At 70.0% G+C, this 20,170-nt stretch carries 23 protein-coding genes; 11 read left to right on the forward strand and 12 right to left on the reverse strand.

The genetic code is table 11. The features are described 5' to 3' along the window. Nucleotides 1-127: 127 nt before the first annotated feature. From epmA to ACXJ1Y_RS12925, 5 genes are all read left to right on the forward strand, one after another. Entirely contained in the window at nucleotides 128-1,156 is a 1,029-nt protein-coding gene (gene epmA / locus ACXJ1Y_RS12905; RefSeq protein WP_463850113.1) for an EF-P lysine aminoacylase EpmA, read from the forward strand. Further along, complete coding sequence (locus tag ACXJ1Y_RS12910) at nucleotides 1,153-2,202, forward strand: lysine-2,3-aminomutase-like protein (RefSeq protein WP_463846651.1); 1,050 nt, start codon at nucleotides 1,153-1,155, stop codon at nucleotides 2,200-2,202. Before epmA ends, ACXJ1Y_RS12910 begins: the two co-directional genes overlap by 4 nt. A 156-nt stretch (nucleotides 2,203-2,358) precedes the next feature. After that, entirely contained in the window at nucleotides 2,359-2,814 is a 456-nt protein-coding gene (locus ACXJ1Y_RS12915; RefSeq protein ID WP_463846652.1) for a glutathione S-transferase family protein, read from the forward strand. 84 nt (nucleotides 2,815-2,898) lie between these two features. After that, nucleotides 2,899-3,549, forward strand: a complete 651-nt coding sequence (locus ACXJ1Y_RS12920; protein ID WP_463846653.1) for an RraA family protein — start codon at nucleotides 2,899-2,901, stop codon at nucleotides 3,547-3,549. 5 nt (nucleotides 3,550-3,554) lie between these two features. Next, nucleotides 3,555-4,382, forward strand: a complete 828-nt coding sequence (locus ACXJ1Y_RS12925; protein ID WP_463846654.1) for a YdcF family protein — start codon at nucleotides 3,555-3,557, stop codon at nucleotides 4,380-4,382. Here the strand turns inward: ACXJ1Y_RS12925 and ACXJ1Y_RS12930 are convergent. The 8 genes from ACXJ1Y_RS12930 to ACXJ1Y_RS12965 form a co-directional block, all read right to left on the reverse strand. Further along, entirely contained in the window at nucleotides 4,319-4,618 is a 300-nt protein-coding gene (locus tag ACXJ1Y_RS12930) for a DUF3253 domain-containing protein (protein ID WP_463846655.1), read from the reverse strand. The two genes, ACXJ1Y_RS12925 and ACXJ1Y_RS12930, sit on opposite strands and share 64 nt — an antisense overlap. Next, entirely contained in the window at nucleotides 4,615-5,364 is a 750-nt protein-coding gene (locus ACXJ1Y_RS12935; RefSeq protein ID WP_463846656.1) for a DUF599 domain-containing protein, read from the reverse strand. Before ACXJ1Y_RS12935 ends, ACXJ1Y_RS12930 begins: the two co-directional genes overlap by 4 nt. Nucleotides 5,365-5,419: 55 nt before the next feature. Further along, nucleotides 5,420-5,704 (reverse strand): acylphosphatase, encoded by a 285-nt coding sequence (locus tag ACXJ1Y_RS12940; RefSeq protein WP_463846657.1) that lies wholly within the window; start codon nucleotides 5,702-5,704, stop codon nucleotides 5,420-5,422. 13 nt (nucleotides 5,705-5,717) lie between these two features. After that, a complete protein-coding gene (locus tag ACXJ1Y_RS12945; protein WP_463846658.1) occupies nucleotides 5,718-6,149 on the reverse strand; it encodes a gamma-glutamylcyclotransferase family protein in 432 nt (143 codons plus the stop codon). Between the two features lie 22 nt (nucleotides 6,150-6,171). Then, nucleotides 6,172-6,297: a hypothetical protein gene (locus tag ACXJ1Y_RS12950; protein WP_463846659.1), complete on the reverse strand. Its 126-nt coding sequence runs from the start codon at nucleotides 6,295-6,297 to the stop codon at nucleotides 6,172-6,174. Further along, complete coding sequence (locus tag ACXJ1Y_RS12955) at nucleotides 6,294-6,524, reverse strand: hypothetical protein (protein ID WP_243955027.1); 231 nt, start codon at nucleotides 6,522-6,524, stop codon at nucleotides 6,294-6,296. Before ACXJ1Y_RS12955 ends, ACXJ1Y_RS12950 begins: the two co-directional genes overlap by 4 nt. Nucleotides 6,525-6,537: 13 nt before the next feature. Next, nucleotides 6,538-8,541: an acetyl-CoA carboxylase biotin carboxylase subunit gene (locus ACXJ1Y_RS12960; RefSeq protein ID WP_463846660.1), complete on the reverse strand. Its 2,004-nt coding sequence runs from the start codon at nucleotides 8,539-8,541 to the stop codon at nucleotides 6,538-6,540. Between the two features lie 99 nt (nucleotides 8,542-8,640). Continuing rightward, a complete protein-coding gene (locus tag ACXJ1Y_RS12965; protein ID WP_463846661.1) occupies nucleotides 8,641-9,081 on the reverse strand; it encodes a hypothetical protein in 441 nt (146 codons plus the stop codon). 316 nt (nucleotides 9,082-9,397) lie between these two features. Here ACXJ1Y_RS12965 and ACXJ1Y_RS12970 point away from each other — a divergent pair, with 316 nt between their 5' ends. From ACXJ1Y_RS12970 to ACXJ1Y_RS12985, 4 genes are all read left to right on the forward strand, one after another. Continuing rightward, nucleotides 9,398-10,327, forward strand: a complete 930-nt coding sequence (locus ACXJ1Y_RS12970) for a histone deacetylase family protein (RefSeq protein WP_463846662.1) — start codon at nucleotides 9,398-9,400, stop codon at nucleotides 10,325-10,327. Between the two features lie 145 nt (nucleotides 10,328-10,472). Further along, nucleotides 10,473-11,066, forward strand: a complete 594-nt coding sequence (locus ACXJ1Y_RS12975; RefSeq protein ID WP_463846663.1) for a TadE/TadG family type IV pilus assembly protein — start codon at nucleotides 10,473-10,475, stop codon at nucleotides 11,064-11,066. Nucleotides 11,067-11,068: 2 nt separating this feature from the next. Continuing rightward, a complete protein-coding gene (locus ACXJ1Y_RS12980; protein WP_463846664.1) occupies nucleotides 11,069-11,770 on the forward strand; it encodes a TadE/TadG family type IV pilus assembly protein in 702 nt (233 codons plus the stop codon). Nucleotides 11,771-11,772: 2 nt separating this feature from the next. After that, nucleotides 11,773-13,161, forward strand: coding sequence for a vWA domain-containing protein (locus ACXJ1Y_RS12985; RefSeq protein ID WP_463846665.1), 1,389 nt, complete (start codon nucleotides 11,773-11,775; stop codon nucleotides 13,159-13,161). Nucleotides 13,162-13,182: 21 nt separating this feature from the next. Here ACXJ1Y_RS12985 and ribB read toward each other — a convergent pair whose 3' ends face one another. After that, a complete protein-coding gene (ribB, locus tag ACXJ1Y_RS12990; protein WP_463846666.1) occupies nucleotides 13,183-14,253 on the reverse strand; it encodes a 3,4-dihydroxy-2-butanone-4-phosphate synthase in 1,071 nt (356 codons plus the stop codon). Between the two features lie 53 nt (nucleotides 14,254-14,306). Next, entirely contained in the window at nucleotides 14,307-15,404 is a 1,098-nt protein-coding gene (aroC, locus tag ACXJ1Y_RS12995) for a chorismate synthase (protein WP_463846667.1), read from the reverse strand. 207 nt (nucleotides 15,405-15,611) lie between these two features. Here aroC and ACXJ1Y_RS13000 point away from each other — a divergent pair, with 207 nt between their 5' ends. Beyond that, on the forward strand, nucleotides 15,612-16,256 hold the full coding sequence (locus ACXJ1Y_RS13000) for a L,D-transpeptidase (protein WP_463846668.1): 645 nt from the start codon (nucleotides 15,612-15,614) through the stop codon (nucleotides 16,254-16,256). Between the two features lie 66 nt (nucleotides 16,257-16,322). Here ACXJ1Y_RS13000 and ACXJ1Y_RS13005 read toward each other — a convergent pair whose 3' ends face one another. Together ACXJ1Y_RS13005 and ACXJ1Y_RS13010 are read right to left on the reverse strand one after the other, a co-directional pair. Then, nucleotides 16,323-16,664: a hypothetical protein gene (locus ACXJ1Y_RS13005; RefSeq protein WP_463846669.1), complete on the reverse strand. Its 342-nt coding sequence runs from the start codon at nucleotides 16,662-16,664 to the stop codon at nucleotides 16,323-16,325. Nucleotides 16,665-16,798: 134 nt separating this feature from the next. Beyond that, entirely contained in the window at nucleotides 16,799-17,290 is a 492-nt protein-coding gene (locus tag ACXJ1Y_RS13010; RefSeq protein WP_463846670.1) for a phasin, read from the reverse strand. Between the two features lie 247 nt (nucleotides 17,291-17,537). Between ACXJ1Y_RS13010 and ACXJ1Y_RS13015 the strand changes: the two genes are divergently transcribed. Then, nucleotides 17,538-19,961 carry a sensor histidine kinase gene (locus tag ACXJ1Y_RS13015; protein ID WP_463846671.1) on the forward strand — a complete coding sequence of 808 codons (2,424 nt, stop codon included), beginning with the start codon at nucleotides 17,538-17,540 and terminating at the stop codon, nucleotides 19,959-19,961. Nucleotides 19,962-20,170: the final 209 nt, after the last annotated feature.

Below are 20,170 nucleotides of genomic sequence, written 5' to 3' on the forward strand. Positions count from 1 at the left end.
CGCGCGGAGGGCGCAGTTCCGCGAGCGGATGTCCGCAACTATCTCATTCGCGGTTCGGTTGCCAGCGGCGCCACGCGACTTCCCCCGGAGCGCCCGCATCGTGGCTGACGCCCCCTCCCCCTGGTGGATGCCCGCCCGGCACGCCGACCGGCGGCCGAGGCTGATCCTGCGCAACCGAATCACCGCCCGTTTCCGCGCGTGGTTCGAGGCGCGCGACTTCGTGGAGATCGAGGCCGCCTGCCTGCAGGTCTCCCCCGGCAACGAAGCGCATCTCTCGGCCTTCTCGACGCAGGCCATCGGCGCGAGCGGGGCCCGCACCGCCCTGCACCTGCACACCTCGCCGGAATTCGCCTGCAAGAAGCTGCTGGCGGCGGGCGAGCCCCGGCTGTTCAGCCTCGCCCACGTCTTCCGCAACCGGGAGCGCGGGCCGCTGCACCATCCCGAATTCACGATGCTCGAATGGTACCGCGCGGGCGAGGGCTACGAGACCCTGATGCGCGACGCCGCCGCGCTCATGGCGCTCGCGGCCGAGACGGCCGGGACGCCGACCTTCACGTGGCGGGGCCGCGCGGCCGACCCCTTCGCCGAGCCGGAGCGTCTGACCCTGGCGGAGGCCTTCGACCGGCACGCCGGGATCGATCTCCTGGCCTGCATCGCTGCCGACGGCGCCACCGACCGGGACCGCCTCGCGGCGGGCGTCACGGCGGCGGGACTGCGGGTGGCGGCGGACGACACCTTCGCCGACCTGTTCTCGCGGGTGCTGGTGGCGCGTGTCGAGCCGCATCTCGGCCTGGGGCGGCCGACGATCCTGTGCGAGTACCCGATCAGCGAAGCGGCCCTCGCGCGGCCGGCGCCGCACGATCCCCGCGTGGCCGAACGCTTCGAGCTCTATGCCTGCGGCGTCGAACTCGCCAACGCCTTCGGGGAATTGACGGACCCGGCCGAGCAGCGCCGCCGCTTCGAAGCGGAGATGGACGAGAAGGAGCGCGTCTACGGCGAGCGCTATCCCGTGGACGAGGATTTCCTCGCGGCCCTCGCGCGGATGCCGGAGGCTTCGGGCATCGCGCTGGGCTTCGACCGGCTCGTCATGCTGGCCTGCGGCGCCGGGCGCATCGAGGACGTTCTCTGGACGCCCGTCGCGGAGACCGCCCCGTGAGCGGCATCCTGCGCCACCCGGAGCAATTGGCCGAAGCCGGCCTCGTCACGGAAGCCGAGCTGGCGGCGCTGCGGCCGGTGCTGGCGCGCTACGCCCTGTCGATCACCCCCGACATGGCCGAGTTGATCGACCCCACGGACCCGGCCGACCCCATCGCCCGCCAATTCGTGCCCCGCGCCGAGGAGTTGCTCGCCACGCCGGAGGAGCGCGCCGACCCCATCGGTGACGGGGAGCATGAAAAGCTCCCGGGCCTGATCCACCGCTATCCCGACCGGGTGCTGCTGAAGCCGCTCCATGTCTGCCCGGTCTATTGCCGGTTCTGCTTCCGCCGGGAGAGCGTCGGGCCGGACGGGCTCGGCACCCTCAACGAGGCCGAGTTCGCGGCGGCGTTCGCCTATATCGCGGCCGATCCGGCGATCTGGGAGGTGGTGCTGACGGGGGGCGATCCGCTCGCCCTCTCGCCTCGGCGCCTCGGCATGATCGCGCAGCGCCTTGGCGCCATCCCCCACGTGAAAGTGCTGCGCCTCCACACCCGCGTGCCGGTGGTGCAGCCCGCCCTCGTGAGCGACGCGGTGGTCGAGGCCCTGGCCGGGTTCGGCGGCGCGGTGTTCGTGGCGCTCCATGCCAACCACCCCCGCGAGTTCACGCCGCAAGCGCGCGAGGCCTGCGCGCGGCTCGTCGGGGCCGGCATCCCGATGGTGAGCCAATCGGTGCTCCTGCGCGGCGTCAACGACGATGCCGCCACCCTGGAGGCGCTGATGCGGACCTTCGTGGAGAACCGCATCAAGCCCTATTACCTGCACCACGGCGACCTCGCGCCGGGCACGGGCCATCTGCGCACCGGCATCGCGGAGGGGCAGGCGCTGATGCGCGGGTTACGGGGGCGCCTCTCCGGTCTCGCGCAGCCGACCTTCGTGCTCGACATCCCCGGCGGGCACGGCAAGGTGCCGATCGGGCCGAACTACCTGAGCGAGACCGAAGCCGGCCTGGACGTGACCGACCCCGCCGGCCGGGCGCACCCCTACCCACCCAAGGAGACCCGATGATGCGCAGGCTCTGGGGCCGATTGAGTTCGGTGAACGTCCAGAAGGCCGTCTGGGCCCTGGACGAGGCGGAACTCGCCTACGAGCGCCTCGACGCGGGCGGCGCCTTCGGCGTGGTGCGCGAGCCCGCCTACCGCACCATGAACCCGAACGGTCTCGGTGCCGACCCTGGAGGAGGACGGCTTCGTCCTGTGGGAGTCGAACGCGATCATGCGCTACGTCGCCTCGCTGAGCCCGGCGCTCGCGCCGCCCCTCGACCCGCGCCAGCGCGCCCAAATCGACCAGTGGCTCGATTGGCAGGCGACGAGCTTCACCCCGGCCATGCGCGATGCCTTCTGGCAATTGTTCCGCTCGGCCGATCCGAACCGGACCCTCATCGCCGCCTCGCTCGCGGCCTCGGAGGTCTATGCGGCGATCCTCGACGGGCATCTCGCCGGGCGCGACTACGCTGTAGGCGAGAGCTTCAGCATCGCCGACATCGCGCTGGGCTGCGCGGCGCATCGCTGGCTGAACCTCCCGGCCGAGCGGCAGGACCGCCCGAACCTGCGCCGCTGGTACGAGCGCATCGCCGTCCGGCCCGGTGCCGCCCGCGCCCTCGCCGAGCCGGTGGGCTGAGGCAGTGGATCGGGGAAGGCGGCGCTTGCGTTGCCGCCGGGGTCACGCCATCCCCCCATGGAAAACCTGAGCCGGAGCGTCCGTATGGCCATCGACCCCACCCTGCGCGATGCCCTGAGCGCCGTCACCACGGCGAGCATCGCGCGGGCCCTCGAACGGGCCGGCCTGCGCGACTTCGTCCCCGCCGGCATCGGACGGCGGTCGAGCACGACCATCGTCGGCCCCGCCCATACGCTCCGCATGGTGCCGGCCCGCGGCGAGGGCATCGGCGATCTCGCGACCGCCATCGAATCGGTGCCCGAGGGCGCGGTGGTGGTGATCGACACCGCCGGCACGGGCCGAAACCTCCCCTTCGGCGCCATCCTCGCCGGCCGCCTGTCGAGCCGGGGCGCGGCGGGTCTCGTCACCGATGCCACCGTGGCGGAAGAGGTCGGCCTGCCCGTCTGGGCGGCGCAGGGCGCGGCGGCGGGCGGCCTCACCCTCGCCGGAAGCTGGCAGCCGGTCGCCTGCGGCGGCGCGGCGGTGCATCCCGGCGACATCGTCGTCTGCGGGCCGGACGGCGTCGTGATCGTGCCGCCCGACATGGCCGAGCAGGTCGCCCTTGAGGCGGTGGAGCAGCAGCGCCTCGACCTGTGGCTGCAGCGGGAGGCCGAGAAGGGCACGAGCCTTTACGGGCTGCTGCCGCCGGACTCGAGCGCCCGCGCGCGGTTCGAGGCCGAGACCGGCTCGGTCTGAGGGGGATGTTCTTCCCCGCCTCGAAGGTGATCTACTTCCTGATCACCCCCTCGAACCTGCTGATCTTCCTGAGCTTGGCGGGCATCCTCCTCCTCGCCGTCACCCGTAGGCGCCGCACGGGCGCGACCCTCGCCCTCACCGGTACCCTCGGCCTGCTGCTCGCAGGCTTCGGGCCGGCCTCGGAAATCGCGCTGCTGCCCCTGGAGCAGCGCTTCCCGGCCTTCGACGCGGAGGGCCCGGCGCCGACCGGGATCATCATGCTCGGCGGGGCCATCGAGACCGGATTGTCCGAGGTGCGGGATCAGGTCGTCGTCAACGACGCGGGCGAACGACCGATCTATTTCGCCGACCTCGCCCGACGCTTCCCGCAGGCGCGGCTGGTCTTCTCCGGCGGCAGCGGCTTCATCGGCGGCGGCGTCTCCGAGGCCGATATCGTGAGCCGCCATGCGGACGTCATCGGCGTGCCACGCAGCCGGATGATCCTCGAGAACCGCTCGCGCAACACCCGCGAGAACGCGATCTTCTCGGCGGATCTCGTCCATCCGAAGCCCGGCGAGCGCTGGCTGCTCATCACCTCCGCGTGGCACATGCCCCGCGCGGTGGGGTGCTTCCGGCAGGCGGGCTTCACCGTCGAGGCCGTTCCCGTCGATTACAGGACCAAGGGATGGGGCGACGTGCTCCATGTCCACGGCTTCGCCTCGGACGGGCTGCTGCAGCTCGACCTCGCCGCGAAGGAATGGATCGGCCTCGTGGCCTATCGCCTCGCCGGCTACATTCCCGATTGGCTGCCCGGCCCGGCCTCGCCGCCGCCCTCGGGCAGCGCCAGCCGGTAGATGCCGCGAAAGTCGTCCGGGTCCACCGGGCGGCCCTTGCGCAGGATCGCGACGCGCCCCTCATGAGCGAGGCGTACCGCCACCCGCCGCACCGGCTGCATCAGCGGCCCCCAGCCGTCCGGGTGCGGCCCGCCGAGTTCCCGCGCCACCTCCGAGGGGCAGATCGTCTTGCCCGCGCCGCGCGCCTCCACGAGGCGCAGCATCGTCTCAGCGATGGTCTCCGCATCCGCACTCATCGCCTGCTCCCGTCCAAAGGACCCTCATGCTCGCATTCGCCTAGGGCGAGCAACTCGCGCCGGATGCGCGAGAGGAATTGCCGGTGCCACATGACGCACACGACGAACGTCGTGGAGCCGAACAGGATGACCGGGCTCACGAACCAGCCGAGATAGGCCAGCGCGAAGAAGAACGCCCGCTGGCCCCGCGCGAAATGGCTCCCCGCGCTGACGTTCATGGAGGCGATGCGGCTGACCGTGCGCAGCATCTCGGGTTCGGGCACGTCCGCCCCCTTCGGCGGGACGGCGCCCAGGAGGATCGCGCTGTAATTGAACAGCCGGTAGGCCCAGGCGAACTTGAATAAGGCGTAGGTGAAGACGCAAGCGAGCCCCGCCACCTTCACCTCCCAGGTCAGGCGGTTGGCCACCGTGCCGAAGGGCAAGGTCGCGAACAGGTTGATCACGTCGTCGCCGGAGCGCGACAGGGTGAGCACCGAGCCCAGGGCGATCAGCGAGGTCGAGGCGAAGAAGGCCGTGCCGTTCTGCAGCGAAGCGTTGATCTGCGTGTCCACTACGCGGTTCTCCCGCGCGATCACCTGCCGCGCCCAGTTCTCCCGGTGGCGGTCCATGATGCGGCTGAGGGAGATGCGCTGGCCCCGCAGGCGGCTGACGCTGACGCCGTAGGCCGTCCACGCCGCGAGAAAATAGAGCAGGGCCCCGAGATCGAGGGGCGAAAAGCCGGGGGCGGCGGTGGACAGGTCGGTCATGATCGACCGGCTCTACCAGCCGCATCGCCGGGGCAGAACCCGCTTCGACCCAGGATCAGCTCCGTTCGACGGTGAAACCGGGCGTTGTGGGCGGCGTGGCGCCCTCGCTGACGGCCACATCATCGACGCGGGCGAGGAGCGGCCCCTTGCGGCACAGGCCGAGCATCCGCTCCACATTGTCCGCGGGTCCGCTGAACAGGGCCTCGACGCTCCTGTCCGGCCGGTTGCACACCCAGCCCGACAGGCCGAGTCCATCCGCATTCTCCTTCGTCCAGGCGCGGTAGGAGACACCCTGAACACGGCCCCGGACGATGACGGAGACGGTGCGCACGTCGCTCATGCGGTCTTGTCCTTCACCAAGGCGGCCCGCGCAGCCAGCCGCCGATCTCGCGGAGATAGGGCGCCGGCAATTGCGCCGCCGAGGCCGCCGCCAGCACCGCTTCGAGGTAGCCCGGCCGCGGCCGCCCCGGCGCCGTCGACCGCCCGAGATAGATGAGCGCCCGGCGCACGCCTGCCTCGGTGCGGACGGCCAAGCTCGCCTTGGCGTAGAGGCCGCTCGCCACGCCCTCGTAGCGGTCCAGGGCCGGGATGTCGTCGAGGGCCAGTTCCCACAGTACGCCGTGGACGACCCGCGCAGGGTCGCGCACCACCGAAGCGTAGCCCTCGCGCATGACGATGAAGCGGTGGCCTGCCAGACGCCCTCGCCCGATTAGGCGCGAGACGGGGCAGCGCAGGGCCATGGCGGCGGCGTCCATGTTGGCGCCGTAGGCGAAATAGAGCGGCAAATCTCGTGGGGCGTCGGCGCGATCACTCGCCGGGCTGGCGATGGTCGAGCCGCCGGGTCGCGCGCTCGTTTGCGAGCACCGCCGCGTAAGCGATGGCCAGCGTGATCGCCGGAATGCCGAAAGTGACGAAGTACCAGTCGAAGGTCATGGCCTGAGGCTCCGCAGGGCCCGCCGCGCACCCAAATGTAGTGTCACTCCGGTCAAAAGCCAAACCAGAGAGAACGACAGGGTCTCGAACCGCGCCACGGGGGCGCTCGCGACCCCGAAGCTGAGGGCCGTCATCGGCGTCACGAAGCCGATGACGACGTAGGCGACGGCGACGTTGTTCAACGCCGTCGCCAGGAGCTTCGTCTGCTCGTTGTGGATCGCCGTCACGGTCGCGCGGCGGTCACGCGAATTCGAGGATCACCGCGTCGACGGCGAGGCTGTCGCCTTCCTTCGCGTGGATCTTGCCGACCGTGGCGTCGCGCTCGGCCCGCAGGACGTTCTCCATCTTCATCGCCTCGACCACCGCGATGGGCTCGCCGTTCTTCACCTCCTGGCCCTCGGCCACGAGGATCTGCTTCACGAGGCCGGGCATCGGGCAGAGCACCTGCTTGCCGGAGCCTGCCTGCTCCTTCACCGGCATGAGGGCGGCGAGTTCGGCCTCGCGGCGGGTGAACACCCGCGCCTCGGCCGCCGCGCCGGCATGCTGCAGGAACGCGCCGTTGAGGAGGCTGCGCACCTGGATGGCGCAACGCTCGCCGTCGATGGTGCCGATCCAGACCGGCTGGCCGGGGCGCCAGTCGCTGGCGACGTGCAAGGCCGCGCCGTCCTCGCGGGTGACGATCACGCCCTCGCCGTCGGTCTCGACGGTCACGGGGAAGCGCTCGCCGGCCAGCGTCACCACCCGCTCGTTCTCGAAGGCGAACAGGCCCGGCGCCCGCATCTGGCCGCTGATGCCGCGCTTGCGCTGGTTGAGCTTGTGGTCGATGGCCGCCGCCGCCGCCATCATCCGCGTCGCGACCTTGCCCTCGGGCTCCGGCGCGGCGAACCCGCTCGGGAATTCCTCGGCGATGAAGCCGGTGGAGAGCCGACCCTCCTGCCAGCGCGGATGCGCCATCAGGGCCGACAGGAACGGGATGTTGTGGCGGATGCCGTCGATGGCGAAGGCGTCCAGCGCCTCGGCCTGCGCGTGGATCGCCTCCAGGCGGGTCGGCGCCCAGGTGACGAGCTTGGCGATCATCGGATCGTAGTGGATCGCGATCTCGCCGCCCTCTTCCACGCCGGTGTCGTTGCGGACGATGGCCTCGCCCTGCGGACCTTCCTCCGGGGGCTGGTAGGTGGTCAGCCGGCCGATGGACGGCAGGAAGTTGCGGGTCGGGTCCTCGGCGTAGACGCGGCTTTCCACGGCCCAGCCGTTCAGCTTCACCTGCGCCTGCGAGAGCGGCAGCGTCTCGCCGGCCGCGACGCGGATCATCAGCTCGACGAGGTCGAGGCCGGTGATCATCTCGGTGACGGGATGCTCCACCTGCAGGCGGGTGTTCATTTCGAGGAAGTAGAAGGACTTGTCCTGCCCCGCCACGAACTCGACCGTGCCGGCCGAATCGTAATTCACCGCCTTGGCGAGGGCGACGGCCTGCTCGCCCATCTTGCGGCGGGTCGCCTCGTCGAGGAGCGGCGACGGCGCCTCCTCGATCACCTTCTGGTTCCGGCGCTGGATCGAGCACTCGCGCTCGCCGAGGTAGATCACGTTGCCGTGCTTGTCGCCGATGACCTGGATTTCGATGTGGCGCGGGTCGGTGATGAACTTCTCGACGAACACCCGGTCGTCGCCGAAGGAGGACGAAGCCTCGGACTTGGCGCGGGCGAAGCCCTCCGCGACCTCGTCGGCGGAATGGGCGATGCGCATGCCCTTGCCGCCGCCGCCGGCCGAGGCCTTGATCATCACGGGGTAGCCGATCTCGTCGGCGATGGTCACCGCGTGCTCGGGGCTGTCGATGACGCCGAGGAAGCCCGGCACCGTCGATACGTTGGCGGCGGCGGCGGCCTTCTTCGACTCGATCTTGTCGCCCATCGCGGCGATGGCGCCGGGATTGGGGCCGATGAAGACGATGCCGGCGGCTTCCAGCGCCTTCGGGAAGGCCTCGCGCTCGGAGAGGAAGCCGTAGCCGGGGTGCACGGCCTGCGCCCCCGTCTGCTTGCAGGCCTCCACGATCTTCTCGATGACGAGGTAGGACTGCGACGCGGCGGCCGGACCGATATGGACGGCCTCGTCGGCCATCGCGACGTGCACGGCGTCGCGGTCGGCATCCGAGTAGACCGCCACGGTCTTGATACCCATGCGCCGCGCGGTCTTGATCACCCGGCAGGCGATCTCGCCGCGATTCGCGATCAGAATCTTATCGAACATCCTTCGGGCCGCCCTGCATCGGATCGCCGGATTGCAGACCGGCTTATTCGTTCCGATAGAGCAGATGTGACGCGGACGGAAGCTGTACCGATAGGCGGTTCACGCCGCGAGGGCGAAGTGCCGGCGGGAGCGGGCGGCCGGCTCGCGGATCCAGCGGTTCGCTTCGAGGGCGAAGGCGGTGAGCGACTCGGCCGACCCTTGCGCCTCGCGCACGATCTCCTGGGCGATCCGCGCGGCGACCGGGCTCGGGCCGGAGCGGCCGGTGAACGTGGCGGCGAGCCAGGTGGCGGTCTCGCGGTCGACGTAGCCGGTGGAGCGCTCGCCCCACACCACGTAATCCACCACCGTCGCCACGAGGAAGTCGGCGAAATCCTCCGAGCTCGGCACCGCGCGCTCCAGGGCGACCAGCAGGTCGACCTCCTCGCGGCGGGTGATGCCGTCCGGGATCACCTCGCGCTTGAGGGCCAGAAGGTCCTCCGCCGAGATCTCGCCGGCCGAGACGGCATGGTTGCAGAACTGTTCAACGGAGATCTGGATCATCTGAGCCTGCCTTCGCGACCTTCTGAGAGGTCGTCCCTGTCGTTCCGTGTATCGGACAGTACGAGGCGGCTGATCTTCCGGAGGTTAACGGCCAAATCTGAACGGCTCTTCAGGTAAACACCTGCCAACGAGAGAGCGTTATTCGAAGGTTGCGGTGTTTCGTTAGCGGAGAATGACCACGGCCCAGGCCGGTGTCGGATCGCACGGATTTACAACCCAGGCTCCCATCGCCCCGTAGTCCGCACGGCGGCGGCGTGGCACATTGCCGGCTCCCGACGCGGAGGCGCGGCGGGGTGGATTTCGGGAGACAGCCCGCGTGACGACCCTCTACGTGAGCCATCCCGCCAGCTTCGACCATGTGGTGCCGGAGGGGCACCCGGAGCGCCCCGCCCGCATGCGGGCGATCGAGCGCGCGCTGGAGGACGAGCGGTTCGCGTCCCTCGTCCGGGTGCAGGCGCCCCGGGCCGAACCCTCCGTCGCCACCCTCGCCCATCCGGCCGAGTACGTGGACGCGCTGATGGCGGCGGTGCCCGAGCAGGGCATGGTCGGCATCGATGCCGACACGATCCTCTCCCCCGGCAGCATGGAGGCGACACTGCGGGCGATCGGCGGCGCGGTGCACGCCGTGGACGCGGTGATGCGCGGGGAGTGCAGCAACGCCTTCGTGGCCATGCGCCCGCCGGGCCACCATGCCGAGCGGATGAAGGCGATGGGCTTCTGCCTGTTCAACCACGCCGCCATCGCCGCCCGCCACGCCCGCGCGGCCTTCGGCGTCGACCGGGTGGCGTTGGTCGATTGGGACGTCCACCACGGCAACGGCAGCCAGGACATCTTCTGGGACGACGACGCGGTGCTCTACTGCTCCACCCACCAGATGCCGCTCTATCCCGGCACCGGCGCGGCCTCCGAGCGGGGCAATAAGAACACGATCGTGAACGTGCCGCTCCACGCCAACGACGACGGCGAGGTGTTCCGCGAGGCGTTCGAGGCCGGCATCCTGTCCCGGCTCGAGGCGTTCCGGCCGGACCTCATCCTCATCTCGGCGGGGTTCGACGCGCACCGGCTGGACCCGCTCGCCAACCTGCGCCTGGAAGCGGAGGATTTCGCCTGGGCGACAAGACGCCTCATGGAGGCGGCCGAGCGCAGCGCGGGCGGGCGCGTCGTCTCCGTGCTCGAAGGAGGCTACAGTTTGGAAGGGCTGTCCAAGTCGGTCGCGGCGCACGTCAACGCCCTGATGGGCCACTGACGCCGGAAACAATAAACGAAACGATGCTTGCGCAGCACTTGTGCGTTGCACGAACCGGGGCGGGATCTCGCGCACTGGTTGAATGAATTATTAGACCTTTTGCAAATAGGGTCGCGGCCTCGATACAGGAGTGCTTCGCGGCCCCATGGCAGCATCCTCACACAGGTGCACGGCGGCGATCCGGAAGCTGCGCGGCGACCGGACGGGGACGACGGCTGTCGAATTCGGCCTGTTGATCGTTCCGTTCATGCTGACGCTGCTTGGGGTGTTCGAGGTCGGCTACACGTTCTTCATGATGTCGGCGCTCGATTCCGCCGCGCGGGGAAGCGCCCGCGCGGTGATGACGGGTGCGGTCTCCACCGCCGGCATGACCGCCAGCCAGTTCCGCACCACGATCGTCTGCCCGAAGCTGCCGGCCAACTTCGCCTGCGGCGACGTCTTCATGAACATCAGCGTGGTGCCGGCCTCATCGACCCAGACGGGGTACTATTCCTACGTCAACACGGCCAAGAGTGCCCTCGTCGTCCCGCCCCTCGACGTGACGCAGAACCTTTTCTGCCCCGGCTCGGGCGGGCAATACGTGGTGGTGCAGATCCTGTACCCGGCCAGCTACTTCACGATGCTGTTCGCCGGGTCGGCGTCGGTCACTTACAAGGGCAAGAAGGTCAACGTCCTGATGTCGACGGCGACGTTCCGGGCCGAGCCGTATAGCGGCGGCGCCGCCTATGCGGGCTGCTGACGATGGTGCCCGCCGCCCTCCTCACCCGGTTCGGACGTGATCGCGCGGGGATCGCCGCCGTCGAGTTCACGCTCATCTTCCCGATCCTGCTCGGCGTCTCGGCAGGGATCTTCGAGTATTCGAGCTTCGTGCGGCAGTCGCGCCAGCTTACGGACACCGCCAACTCCATCGCCGAGATTCTCGCGGCCGATGCCGACACGACGGTCTCCTCGACAGACCTGCATTACGCCGTCGATTCCACGATGCTGACCTTCCCGAAGGTGCTGAGCGACTCGACGCGCAAGGGCATCGCCTGGGCGAACGACATCACCATCTCCCTGACGGGGATCAGCTTCGCGCCGACCGTCTCGGGCTGCACGAGCGGGTGCACCTACAAGGCCGCCGTCAACTGGACCGGCGGGGCCAAGCAGCGGGTCTGCGGCAGCCTGCAATCCTCCGCCACCGACACCAACGCCCCAAGCCCGACGACCCTGCCCGCGAGCCTGTTCACCCCGGTGGCGAACCCGCAGGGCGGCAACGGCTCCCCGCTCTTCGTCGTGGTGGCGGACGTCACCTACACCTGGTCGCCGGCCGTGTTCACGGGGCTGCTCAACGCCGTCACCCTGAAGCGCTCGTCGTACATCAACCCCCGCTACGTCAGCTCGCTCAAGTACACGGCCGGCAGCGGCGACGATGGATTTGGCCAAGCATGCTCCGGTTACTGACCATGCGCGCATCGACGCTGCGATCCGGCCTGCTCGGCCGACTTCTCACGATGGTGCGCCGTGCCTGGGCGGCCCGCGCGGGCAGCCTCACCACGATCACCGCCTTCTCGGCGATCCCGATGATCGGCTTCATCGGCCTGTCGGTCGATTACGGCATGGAACTGGCGGCGAAGTCGAAGCTCGACCATGCCGCCGACGCGGCGGTGATCGCCGCCATCACCAGCGCCCAGACCTACATCGTGACCTATACCGGCACGGGCGATCCGACGACGAACGCGATCACCGTGGGGAAGGCGCAGGCGCTGGCGCAGTTCAAGGCTAATACCGGCTCCCTGCCGGCGGCCGTGCCGACCCCGAACATCACGATGAGCGTGTCCGGCCGGGTGGTGAGCGCCAGCGCGTCCTACTCGTTCTCGATGCCGACGATCTTCATGCGCGTGCTCGGCACGAAGACGGCGAGCTTCACCGGCACGGCGGGTTCGACCCTGACGATCCCCGCCTTCACGAACATCCACATCGTGATCGACACCTCGTCCTCGATGGGCATCGGCGCCACCACGGCGGACCAGCAGATCGTCTACAATGCCACCGGGGGCTGCGCCGTCGCCTGCCACCACACCGGGACGACCGATCTCGCCCGCAACAAGGGCGCGACGCTGCGCATCGACGTGGCCAAGAACGCCGTCGTCTCGGCCTTGAAGCAGATCATCTCCTCCGGCAACGCGACCCGCTTCCAGGTCTCCGTCTGGACGATGAGCACGCAGTTCACCAACGTGTTCCCCCTGTCCAACAAGATCTCGAATGCGGTGACGACGGTTCAGGCCCTCGACATCACCGACAGCGCGAAGGACGGCGGCACCAACACGACGTACAGCCTCCAGACCCTCGGCAACTCGCTGAACACAGACGGCAACGGCCTGACCTCGGCCACGGCCCAGGGCTTCGTGATGCTGATCACCGACGGCGTGCAGGATTCGGACATGAAGGTGAAGTCCGGCAGCAACTGGGTGGACGGCTACGATTCGAACTTCTCGCCCTATTCCCCGTGCCAGACCCCCAACTGCAAGAGCCTCACCGGCTTCGCGGTGCCGATCATCATCCAGTCCTTCGACCCGACCGCCTGCAACTCGATCAAGTCCAAGGGCTACACGTTGATGACGCTGAACACGAAGTACATCGTGCCGCCCTCGAACCTCCAGAGCAGCAGCGCGACGCTCAATAGCGTGTTCGACTTCGTGAAGGCCTATCTGGCGAGCTCGATCGCCTCGAACCTGTCGTCCTGCGCGACATCGTCGAGCTACGCCTACGCGGCCGACTCGCCGAGCGAGATCAACACCGCCGTCCAGCAGATGTTCTTGGCCGCCGGGGCGCAGGCGCGGATCACCAACTGATCCGCGCCTGCGCGGCCGCGTTTACAGCGGCTCGTCGCCCAGATGCTCGATGCCGAAGCCCGAGAGGCCGACATAGGAGCGCGACGAAGTCGCGAGGTTGCGGATCGAGACCACGCCGAGGTCGCGCAGGATCTGCGCCCCGAGGCCGACCTCGCGCCATTGCCGGGCGCGCACGGCCTCGGCGCCCTCGTCGTTGACGCTCTTGAGGGGCACGCCCGCCGTCCCGTCGCGCAGGTAGACGAGAACGCCCCTGCCCCTCTCCGCGAAGCGGCGCAGCACCGCATCGATCTGCGTGCCGCCGCCGATCACGTCCGCGGCGACGTTCGACCGGTGCAGGCGCACCAGCACGTCGCGCCCGTCGCCGATATCGCCCATCACGAAGGCGAATTGCTGGATCGTCTCGAAGGGCGTCGAATAGGCGTGCGCCGTCATCGCCCCGTGCGCCGACTGGACCTGGAAATGACCGACGCGCTCCACCAGCCGGTCGCGGGCCTGCCGGTAGGCGATGAGGTCGGCGACCGAGATCCGCTTGAGCTTGTGCGTCTCGGCGAAGGCGTCGATCTGCGGCCCCTTCATCACGGTGCCGTCGTCGTTGGCGAGCTCGCAGATCACGCCGACCGGCGGCAGTTCGGCGAGCTTGCACAGGTCCACCGCCGCCTCGGTATGGCCCGAGCGCATCAGCACGCCGCCGTCGCGGGCGATAAGCGGGAAGACGTGGCCGGGCCGCACGAAATCGGCCGCGCCCATGTTGCCGTTGGCGAGCGCCCGCACCGTGTTGCAGCGCTGCTCGGCCGAGATGCCCGTGGTGAGGCCGTGCTTCACATCCACCGTGACGGTGAAGGCGGTGCCGAGGGGCGCATCGTTCGAGGCGACCATCGGGTCGAGGCGCAGGCGCCGCGCCTCGGCGAGCGTCAGCGGGGTGCAGACGATGCCGCAGGTGTTGCGGATGATGAAGGCCATCTTCTCCGGGGTGCAGAGCGAGGCGGCGACGACGAGGTCGCCCTCGTTCTCGCGGTCGTCATCGTCGGTGACGACGACGATCTCGCCCCGGGCGAAGGCTTCGATCACTTCGGTGACGGTGCAATGGCTCACGGCTGACGTCCTAAAATCGCGACGGATCGCTCCCGGAGGAGCGGCATCAAGGGTCAGGGCTGCCCCACCTGACCGCGATGACGGAGATAGTGATCGGCCAGCACGCAGGCCATCATCGCCTCGGCCACGGGCACGGCCCGGATGCCGACGCAGGGGTCGTGGCGGCCCTTGGTGATGAGGTCGATTTCGGTGCCGTCCCGGCTCACCGATTGCCGGGGGGTGAGGATCGAGGAGGTCGGCTTCACCGCGAAGCGCACCACCACCGGCTCGCCGTTGGAGATGCCCCCCAGGATGCCGCCCGCATGGTTGGCGAGGAAGCGCGGGCGCCCGCCATTGCCGGCGCGCATCTCGTCGGCATTGTCCTCGCCGCGCAGGGCCGCCGCCGCGAAGCCGTCGCCGATCTCGACACCCTTCACCGCGTTGATCGACATCATCGCCGCGGCCAGATCGGAGTCGAGCTTGCCGTAGACCGGCGCGCCGAGGCCCGGCGGCACGCCCTCGGCCACCACCTCGATCACCGCGCCCACCGACGAGCCGTCCTTGCGGATGCCGTCGAGGTATTCCTCATAATAGGCCGCCGTCTCCGCGTCGGGGCAGAAGAACGGGTTGCGGGCTACCTCGTCCCAGTCCCAGCGGCTGCGGTCGATGGCGTGCGGGCCCATCTGGACGAGGGCCGCGCGGATCGTGACGCCGGGGATGACCTTCCGCGCCACCGCGCCGGCCGCCACGCGGGCGGCGGTCTCCCGCGCGGAGGAGCGGCCGCCGCCGCGATAGTCGCGGATGCCGTACTTGGCATCGTAGGTGTAGTCCGCGTGGCCCGGCCGGAAGCTGTCGCGGATCTCGGAGTAGTCCTTCGAGCGCTGGTCGGTGTTCTCGATCATCAGCGCGATGGGCGTGCCCGTGGTGAGCTGGCGCCCGCCGGTGCGGTCATCTGAGAAGACGCCGGAGAGGATCTTCACCTGATCGGGCTCGCGCCGCTGCGTGGTGAAGCGCGACTGGCCGGGCTTGCGCCGGTCGAGTTCGGCCTGGATCTCCTCCGCTTCCAGCGCCAAGCCGGGCGGGCAGCCATCCACGACGCAGCCGAGCGCGACCCCGTGGCTCTCGCCGAAGGTGGTGACGCGGAACAGGTGGCCGAACGTGTTGTGAGACATGGCGGCCCGCTCTAGCGCGGGTCGGCGCGAGTCACAAACCGCCGCGAAAGCGGGACGGACCTGCGCCGCGCTCCGGACCGGGCCGGAGACTGTTGAAACATAAAAACTTACGTATTTGCGGTGGGAATAAAAATCCCAGGACCCTCGTGGAACTCACGTGGCATGGTCCCGCTTGTAACAGCAAAGGTTACTGCACAGGTAGGCACCATGAAGACCTCGGTCACTGCGCTCGCTGCGCTCCTCGGCGTCTGCGTTCTTTCCGCTCCCGCCTTCGCCGCGTCGTCCTACGATCCCTTCGGTGGGAGCGATGCGGAGGATTACTACACCGAACAATCCCCGTACGGTTATCAGGGCACCTATAACCCCAGCTACGGCCAGGGTGTGCAGGCCGCGCCGCAGGCGCAGGTCCAGCCGATCCCGCGCGAGGTCGTCCCCTTCACCGCGAACTACGCGCCGGGCACCATGGTCGTCTCGACCTCGGAGCGGCGCCTCTATCTCGTGCTGGGTAACGGCGAGGCCCTGCGCTACGGCGTCGGCGTCGGCCGTCCGGGCTTCACCTGGGGTGGCGTGAAGACGATCACCGCCAAGAAGGAATGGCCGTCGTGGGTGCCGCCGAAGGCGATGCTCGCCCGCCGTCCCGACCTGCCGCGCTACATGGCCGGCGGCATCGAGAACCCGCTCGGCGCCCGCGCCATGTATATCGGCGGAACCGAGTACCGCATCCACGGCTCCAACGAGCCCGACACGATCGGTCAGGCGGTGTCGTCCGGCTGCATTCGCATGACCAACGACGACGTCAGCGATCTCTACGAGCGCGTGAAGGTCGGCGCGAAGGTCGTCGTCCTGAACTGATCGCCGCTTGCGCAGCGACCTTTAGGAGCCCTGCCCGGCGCGACCCGCCGGGCAGGGTTTCTTGCGTTACGGGACGACGTGCCCGACCGCCGTCTGCGCCGGGCTGAACGAGGCGATCGGCAGATCGCAGAAGCAGCGGGCGCCGAGCGGACGCGGGCCCGGCAGCGGGCAGGAATAGGGGCGCGGCCCGGTCAACCCGCGCTGCACGGCATCGCAATTGTAGCCGACCTCGCGCACCACCCGGCGGCGCGGCGGCGCATACTCTTCCTCGTAGGCCGGGCCACGGCGCTCGTAGCCGTCGCGCGGGCCGTCGTAATACTGGGCGCCGGCCGTCGTGACCGACGAGGCGAGGGCCAGCGCGCCCAAGGCGCCGCAGAGCCAGCGCGCGCCACCACGGAATCCGTTCATCGTCGCACTCCCGTTCCAATCGGGCCGCATCGGCCCCGTTTCGCCGCTGTCAGCGGGAATGGGGGCGAAAACGAGACGGCCCGCCCCGGGGTGGGGCGGGCCGTCTACCGATACGGTGACTCGGACGATCCGAATCAGTGGTTGGCGGCGCGCTCGGTGGCGTTCTGGGCGTTCTCGACCGTCTGGTTGGCGGCGTCGCGGCCCTGCTCCATGGCGCGGCGGGCCTCTTCGGCGCTCTGCTGCATGGCGGACTTGGCGCGCTCGGCGCCTTCCTGCATGGCGCTCTGCGCGATGCCGCTGAACTCCTTGGCCTGGGTCTGCATGGCCGCGAACTGGCTGCGGACGAAATCGGCCTGGATCTGCATGGCCTCCTGCACGTCCCGCGCCCGGACGAGGCGCTTGGCGAAGTCGAACGCCGCGTTCACGTTCTGCTCGGCGTACTCGAAGCCGCGCGACGACACGCTCTGTGCGTTGGTGCGGGCCACCTCGGCCGAACCCTGCACGGTGTCGGCGGTGCGGCGGGCGGCGCCCATGAAGCTGTCGAACGCCTTGCGGGCCTGATCGACGCTCTTCTCGGCGAAATCGCGCATTTCGGTGGGGATTTCGTAATTGGGGGTGTTGCTCATGGGGGCCGTCCTCTCGTTAGCGGCTGTTGATGGCGCGTTGTGCACTGCACAATAATCGATTCGCAGCCATATGCCACCCGCGCCGCAGGCATTAAGGTTGACATGACGTAAACGTGTGACGGCTAGCGCCATAGTCCAGCCATTGGCGCTACTAAGGGCTACAAACAGGGTCGTTCGCATGCAGAACACGCATGCCGGACGCACCGGACGGGACGAACATTCGCAGCCGGGAGCGGAGTCGCGGGGCTTGGACACCGACAGCACAAAGCGGGACGCGCGCCTGTCGCCGGCCTTCGCGCTCTGGGAGCGCGATACGGCGCTGGCGGCCGCCCTGAAGGATTCGACCGGCAGCCATCTCGTCCTCGACGCGGGGGATGGGCGGTTACGCCATGCCTCGCCGGCCGCCGCGCGGCTGGCCGAGGCCCTGCGCGGGCTCGACCTGCCCGGCATCGCCCGCCAGCTCGCCGCCTGCTGCCCGTCCGAGGGCGGCCACCGCATCGTGCGCCTGCGCCTCGATCCGCGCCGGATCGCGCCGCCCTCCCTGTTCCTCGTGTCGCGCGCGGCGGATGACGAAGGTCGGCCGGTCTATCTCGCCGTGCCGTCCGGGGCGCCGGCCTTGCCGCGTCTCGCCCCCGCCCCGGCGGCGAGGATCGAGGCGCCCCGCCCCCCTGCCCCGGAAGCCCCCTCGCCCGCGCTCGAACCCCCGCGCGAGGGCGACCGCTTCCTGTGGCGCAGCGACGAGGCCGGGACGCTCACCCGCCTCACGGGCCCCCTGTCGGGGCTCGCTGGACAGGATTGGCGCAGGCTCGCCGGGGGCGATGCCTCCGGCCTGCGCGCGCTCCTCGCGGCGCTGGCGGGCCGAGCGACCTTCCGCAAACTGCCGATCAGCTTCCGCCTCGGGCTCAACATCGTCCATGCCGAGGTCTCAGGGGCGCCCTCGGCGCGGGACGGCGCACCCTTCCGGGTCTTCGAGGGATTCGGCACGATCCGTGGCGTCGCGCGGGCGGATGCCGGGCCGGCGACCCTCGCCGACGACCTGATCGCCTTCGCCTCGGACGAGGATGGGATGAGCGGCGCCGACGGCACGCTCTCCAACGACGAGCACGCCGCCTTCCGCGAGATCGCGCGGGCGCTCGGGGCGCGCTATGCCGGCGACGACGACAGCGCCGCCCCCCTGGCCGAGCGCCTCGCCGGTTCGGTGATGCCCTTCCCCGGCATGCGGGCCGACATCGCGCCCGCGATCACGGACGAGGGCGACGAGAGCGGCGGCCTCCTCGACAGCCTGCCCATGGCCGCCATGGTGCATCGTGGCGAAGCGATCCTGGCGGTGAACCGTCCGTTCCTCGACATGACCCGCCACGCCGACCTCGACTCGCTGCGCGCGGCGGGGATCCACGCGGTATTCCCCGGCGGCCCCCCGAACTTCCGCAGCGGCCAATCGCACGAGACCGCCATCGGCACGGCGGCTGGCGGCGCCTTCCCCGTGGAGGTCACGCGCGGCATCTGTGCCTGGGCCGGCGGCCCGGCGGCGATCCTGCTGCTGCGCGGCCTGGACGAGAACGACCCCAGGCGCGAACTCGCCGCCGAACGTCTGGCCCGCGAGGTCCAGGCCGGGCGGGCGCTCGGAGCGGAGGCCGCCCTCGACGCGCTCCAGGCGGGCGTCGTCACCATCGACCGCGACGGGCGGGTCGTCACCCTGAACCGCGCGGCGGCGGCCTGCCTCGGCGGCAGCCCCACCGAACTGGTGGGCAGCGCCTTCGCCGGGCTGTTCGACGCGGGCAGCGCCGTGCCCCTCGCGGCGGCCCTGACCGGCAGCGGCGAGGCGCCCTCGGCCGTCCTCGCCCAAGGCCGGGCGATGACCCTCGCCCTCGCCCCGCCGCGCGCGGACGGGCAGCGGGTCGCGGTGCTCCACCGCCTGCCGGATTCGACGGCGAGCAGCGCGGCTCCGGCGGCCCGGCCCGAACCCGCCCTGCCTCGCCCCAGCAGCCTGCTGCGCCTCGATCACGAATTGCGCGAGCCGGTCGATGCGATCCTCTCGCTGACCCACGCCATGCTGGAGGAACGCTACGGCGCCCTCGGCGACCGCCGCTACCGCGCCTGCCTCACGGACATCCGCGATGCGGGCGAGCGGATCGTGGAGCGCATGGCCGAACTCTCGGACCTCGCCGCCATCGAGGCCGGGCTGATCGACCTCTCGCCCCGCCCGCTGGCGCTGAACGACGTGGTCGCCGGATGCGTCGCGGGGCTCCACGCCGACGCGGCGCGGGGGCGGATCGTCCTGCGCACCAGCTTCTCGGCGGATCTCGCCGAACTCGAGGTCGATGAGGCGAGCGTGCGCCGCGCGGCCACCCTCGTCATCGAGGCAGCCATCCGCCGCTCGGCGGCCGGGGGGCAGGTCATCGTCTCGACGGGCAGTGGCGAGAACGCCGAGGTGGCGTTGCGCGTCCGCGACGGGAGCCCGGCCCAGGAGGCGGCGAAATCCGCCGCGAGCGAGGACGAGCCCCGCCTCGCCCTGCCCCGTGCCCTGATCCAGGCCAATGGCGGGCGCCTGCGCTCCACGGCCCGGGGGGATGAAGGAACGCTGGTCGAGATCCTTCTGCCGTCGAGGCGCGGCACCCGTTCGAGCGGGCGAGACAAGTCCGCTGCTTTGTCATCGCAAGAACCCGGCTGACCGGATTGTTAGTGGCGCTTGACTGTTTCATTCTGGAAAGTCGCTTGACAGCGCGGTGACGCCCCGTTCATCACGTTTCCATTGCGCTCAATTTAACTCGAGCCGGTCGGTTCTTGTGCGCAGGGGGAAGTTCCGGGGTTACCGGAGCCGCCTTCATGACGCTACACGACTTTGGAAGTCCTGGCTGCGCGGTGTGAACCGCGATACGA

Source organism: Methylobacterium sp. TK26 (assembly GCF_055361565.1).

Coding starts and splice junctions, on each gene's coding strand:
- ACXJ1Y_RS12980 (WP_463846664.1), top strand. CDS start 11,069: ATGGTGCCCGCCGCCCTCCTCACCCGGTTCGGACGTGATCGCGCGGGG.
- aroC (WP_463846667.1), bottom strand. CDS start 15,404: ATGTCTCACAACACGTTCGGCCACCTGTTCCGCGTCACCACCTTCGGC.
- ACXJ1Y_RS13005 (WP_463846669.1), bottom strand. CDS start 16,664: ATGAACGGATTCCGTGGTGGCGCGCGCTGGCTCTGCGGCGCCTTGGGC.
- ACXJ1Y_RS12920 (WP_463846653.1), top strand. CDS start 2,899: ATGGCCATCGACCCCACCCTGCGCGATGCCCTGAGCGCCGTCACCACG.
- ACXJ1Y_RS12975 (WP_463846663.1), top strand. CDS start 10,473: ATGGCAGCATCCTCACACAGGTGCACGGCGGCGATCCGGAAGCTGCGC.
- ACXJ1Y_RS12960 (WP_463846660.1), bottom strand. CDS start 8,541: ATGTTCGATAAGATTCTGATCGCGAATCGCGGCGAGATCGCCTGCCGG.
- ACXJ1Y_RS12930 (WP_463846655.1), bottom strand. CDS start 4,618: ATGAGTGCGGATGCGGAGACCATCGCTGAGACGATGCTGCGCCTCGTG.
- epmA (WP_463850113.1), top strand. CDS start 128: ATGCCCGCCCGGCACGCCGACCGGCGGCCGAGGCTGATCCTGCGCAAC.
- ACXJ1Y_RS12985 (WP_463846665.1), top strand. CDS start 11,773: ATGCGCGCATCGACGCTGCGATCCGGCCTGCTCGGCCGACTTCTCACG.
- ACXJ1Y_RS12950 (WP_463846659.1), bottom strand. CDS start 6,297: ATGACCTTCGACTGGTACTTCGTCACTTTCGGCATTCCGGCGATCACG.
- ACXJ1Y_RS13010 (WP_463846670.1), bottom strand. CDS start 17,290: ATGAGCAACACCCCCAATTACGAAATCCCCACCGAAATGCGCGATTTC.
- ACXJ1Y_RS13000 (WP_463846668.1), top strand. CDS start 15,612: ATGAAGACCTCGGTCACTGCGCTCGCTGCGCTCCTCGGCGTCTGCGTT.
- ACXJ1Y_RS12940 (WP_463846657.1), bottom strand. CDS start 5,704: ATGAGCGACGTGCGCACCGTCTCCGTCATCGTCCGGGGCCGTGTTCAG.
- ACXJ1Y_RS12965 (WP_463846661.1), bottom strand. CDS start 9,081: ATGATCCAGATCTCCGTTGAACAGTTCTGCAACCATGCCGTCTCGGCC.
- ACXJ1Y_RS12925 (WP_463846654.1), top strand. CDS start 3,555: ATGTTCTTCCCCGCCTCGAAGGTGATCTACTTCCTGATCACCCCCTCG.
- ACXJ1Y_RS12935 (WP_463846656.1), bottom strand. CDS start 5,364: ATGACCGACCTGTCCACCGCCGCCCCCGGCTTTTCGCCCCTCGATCTC.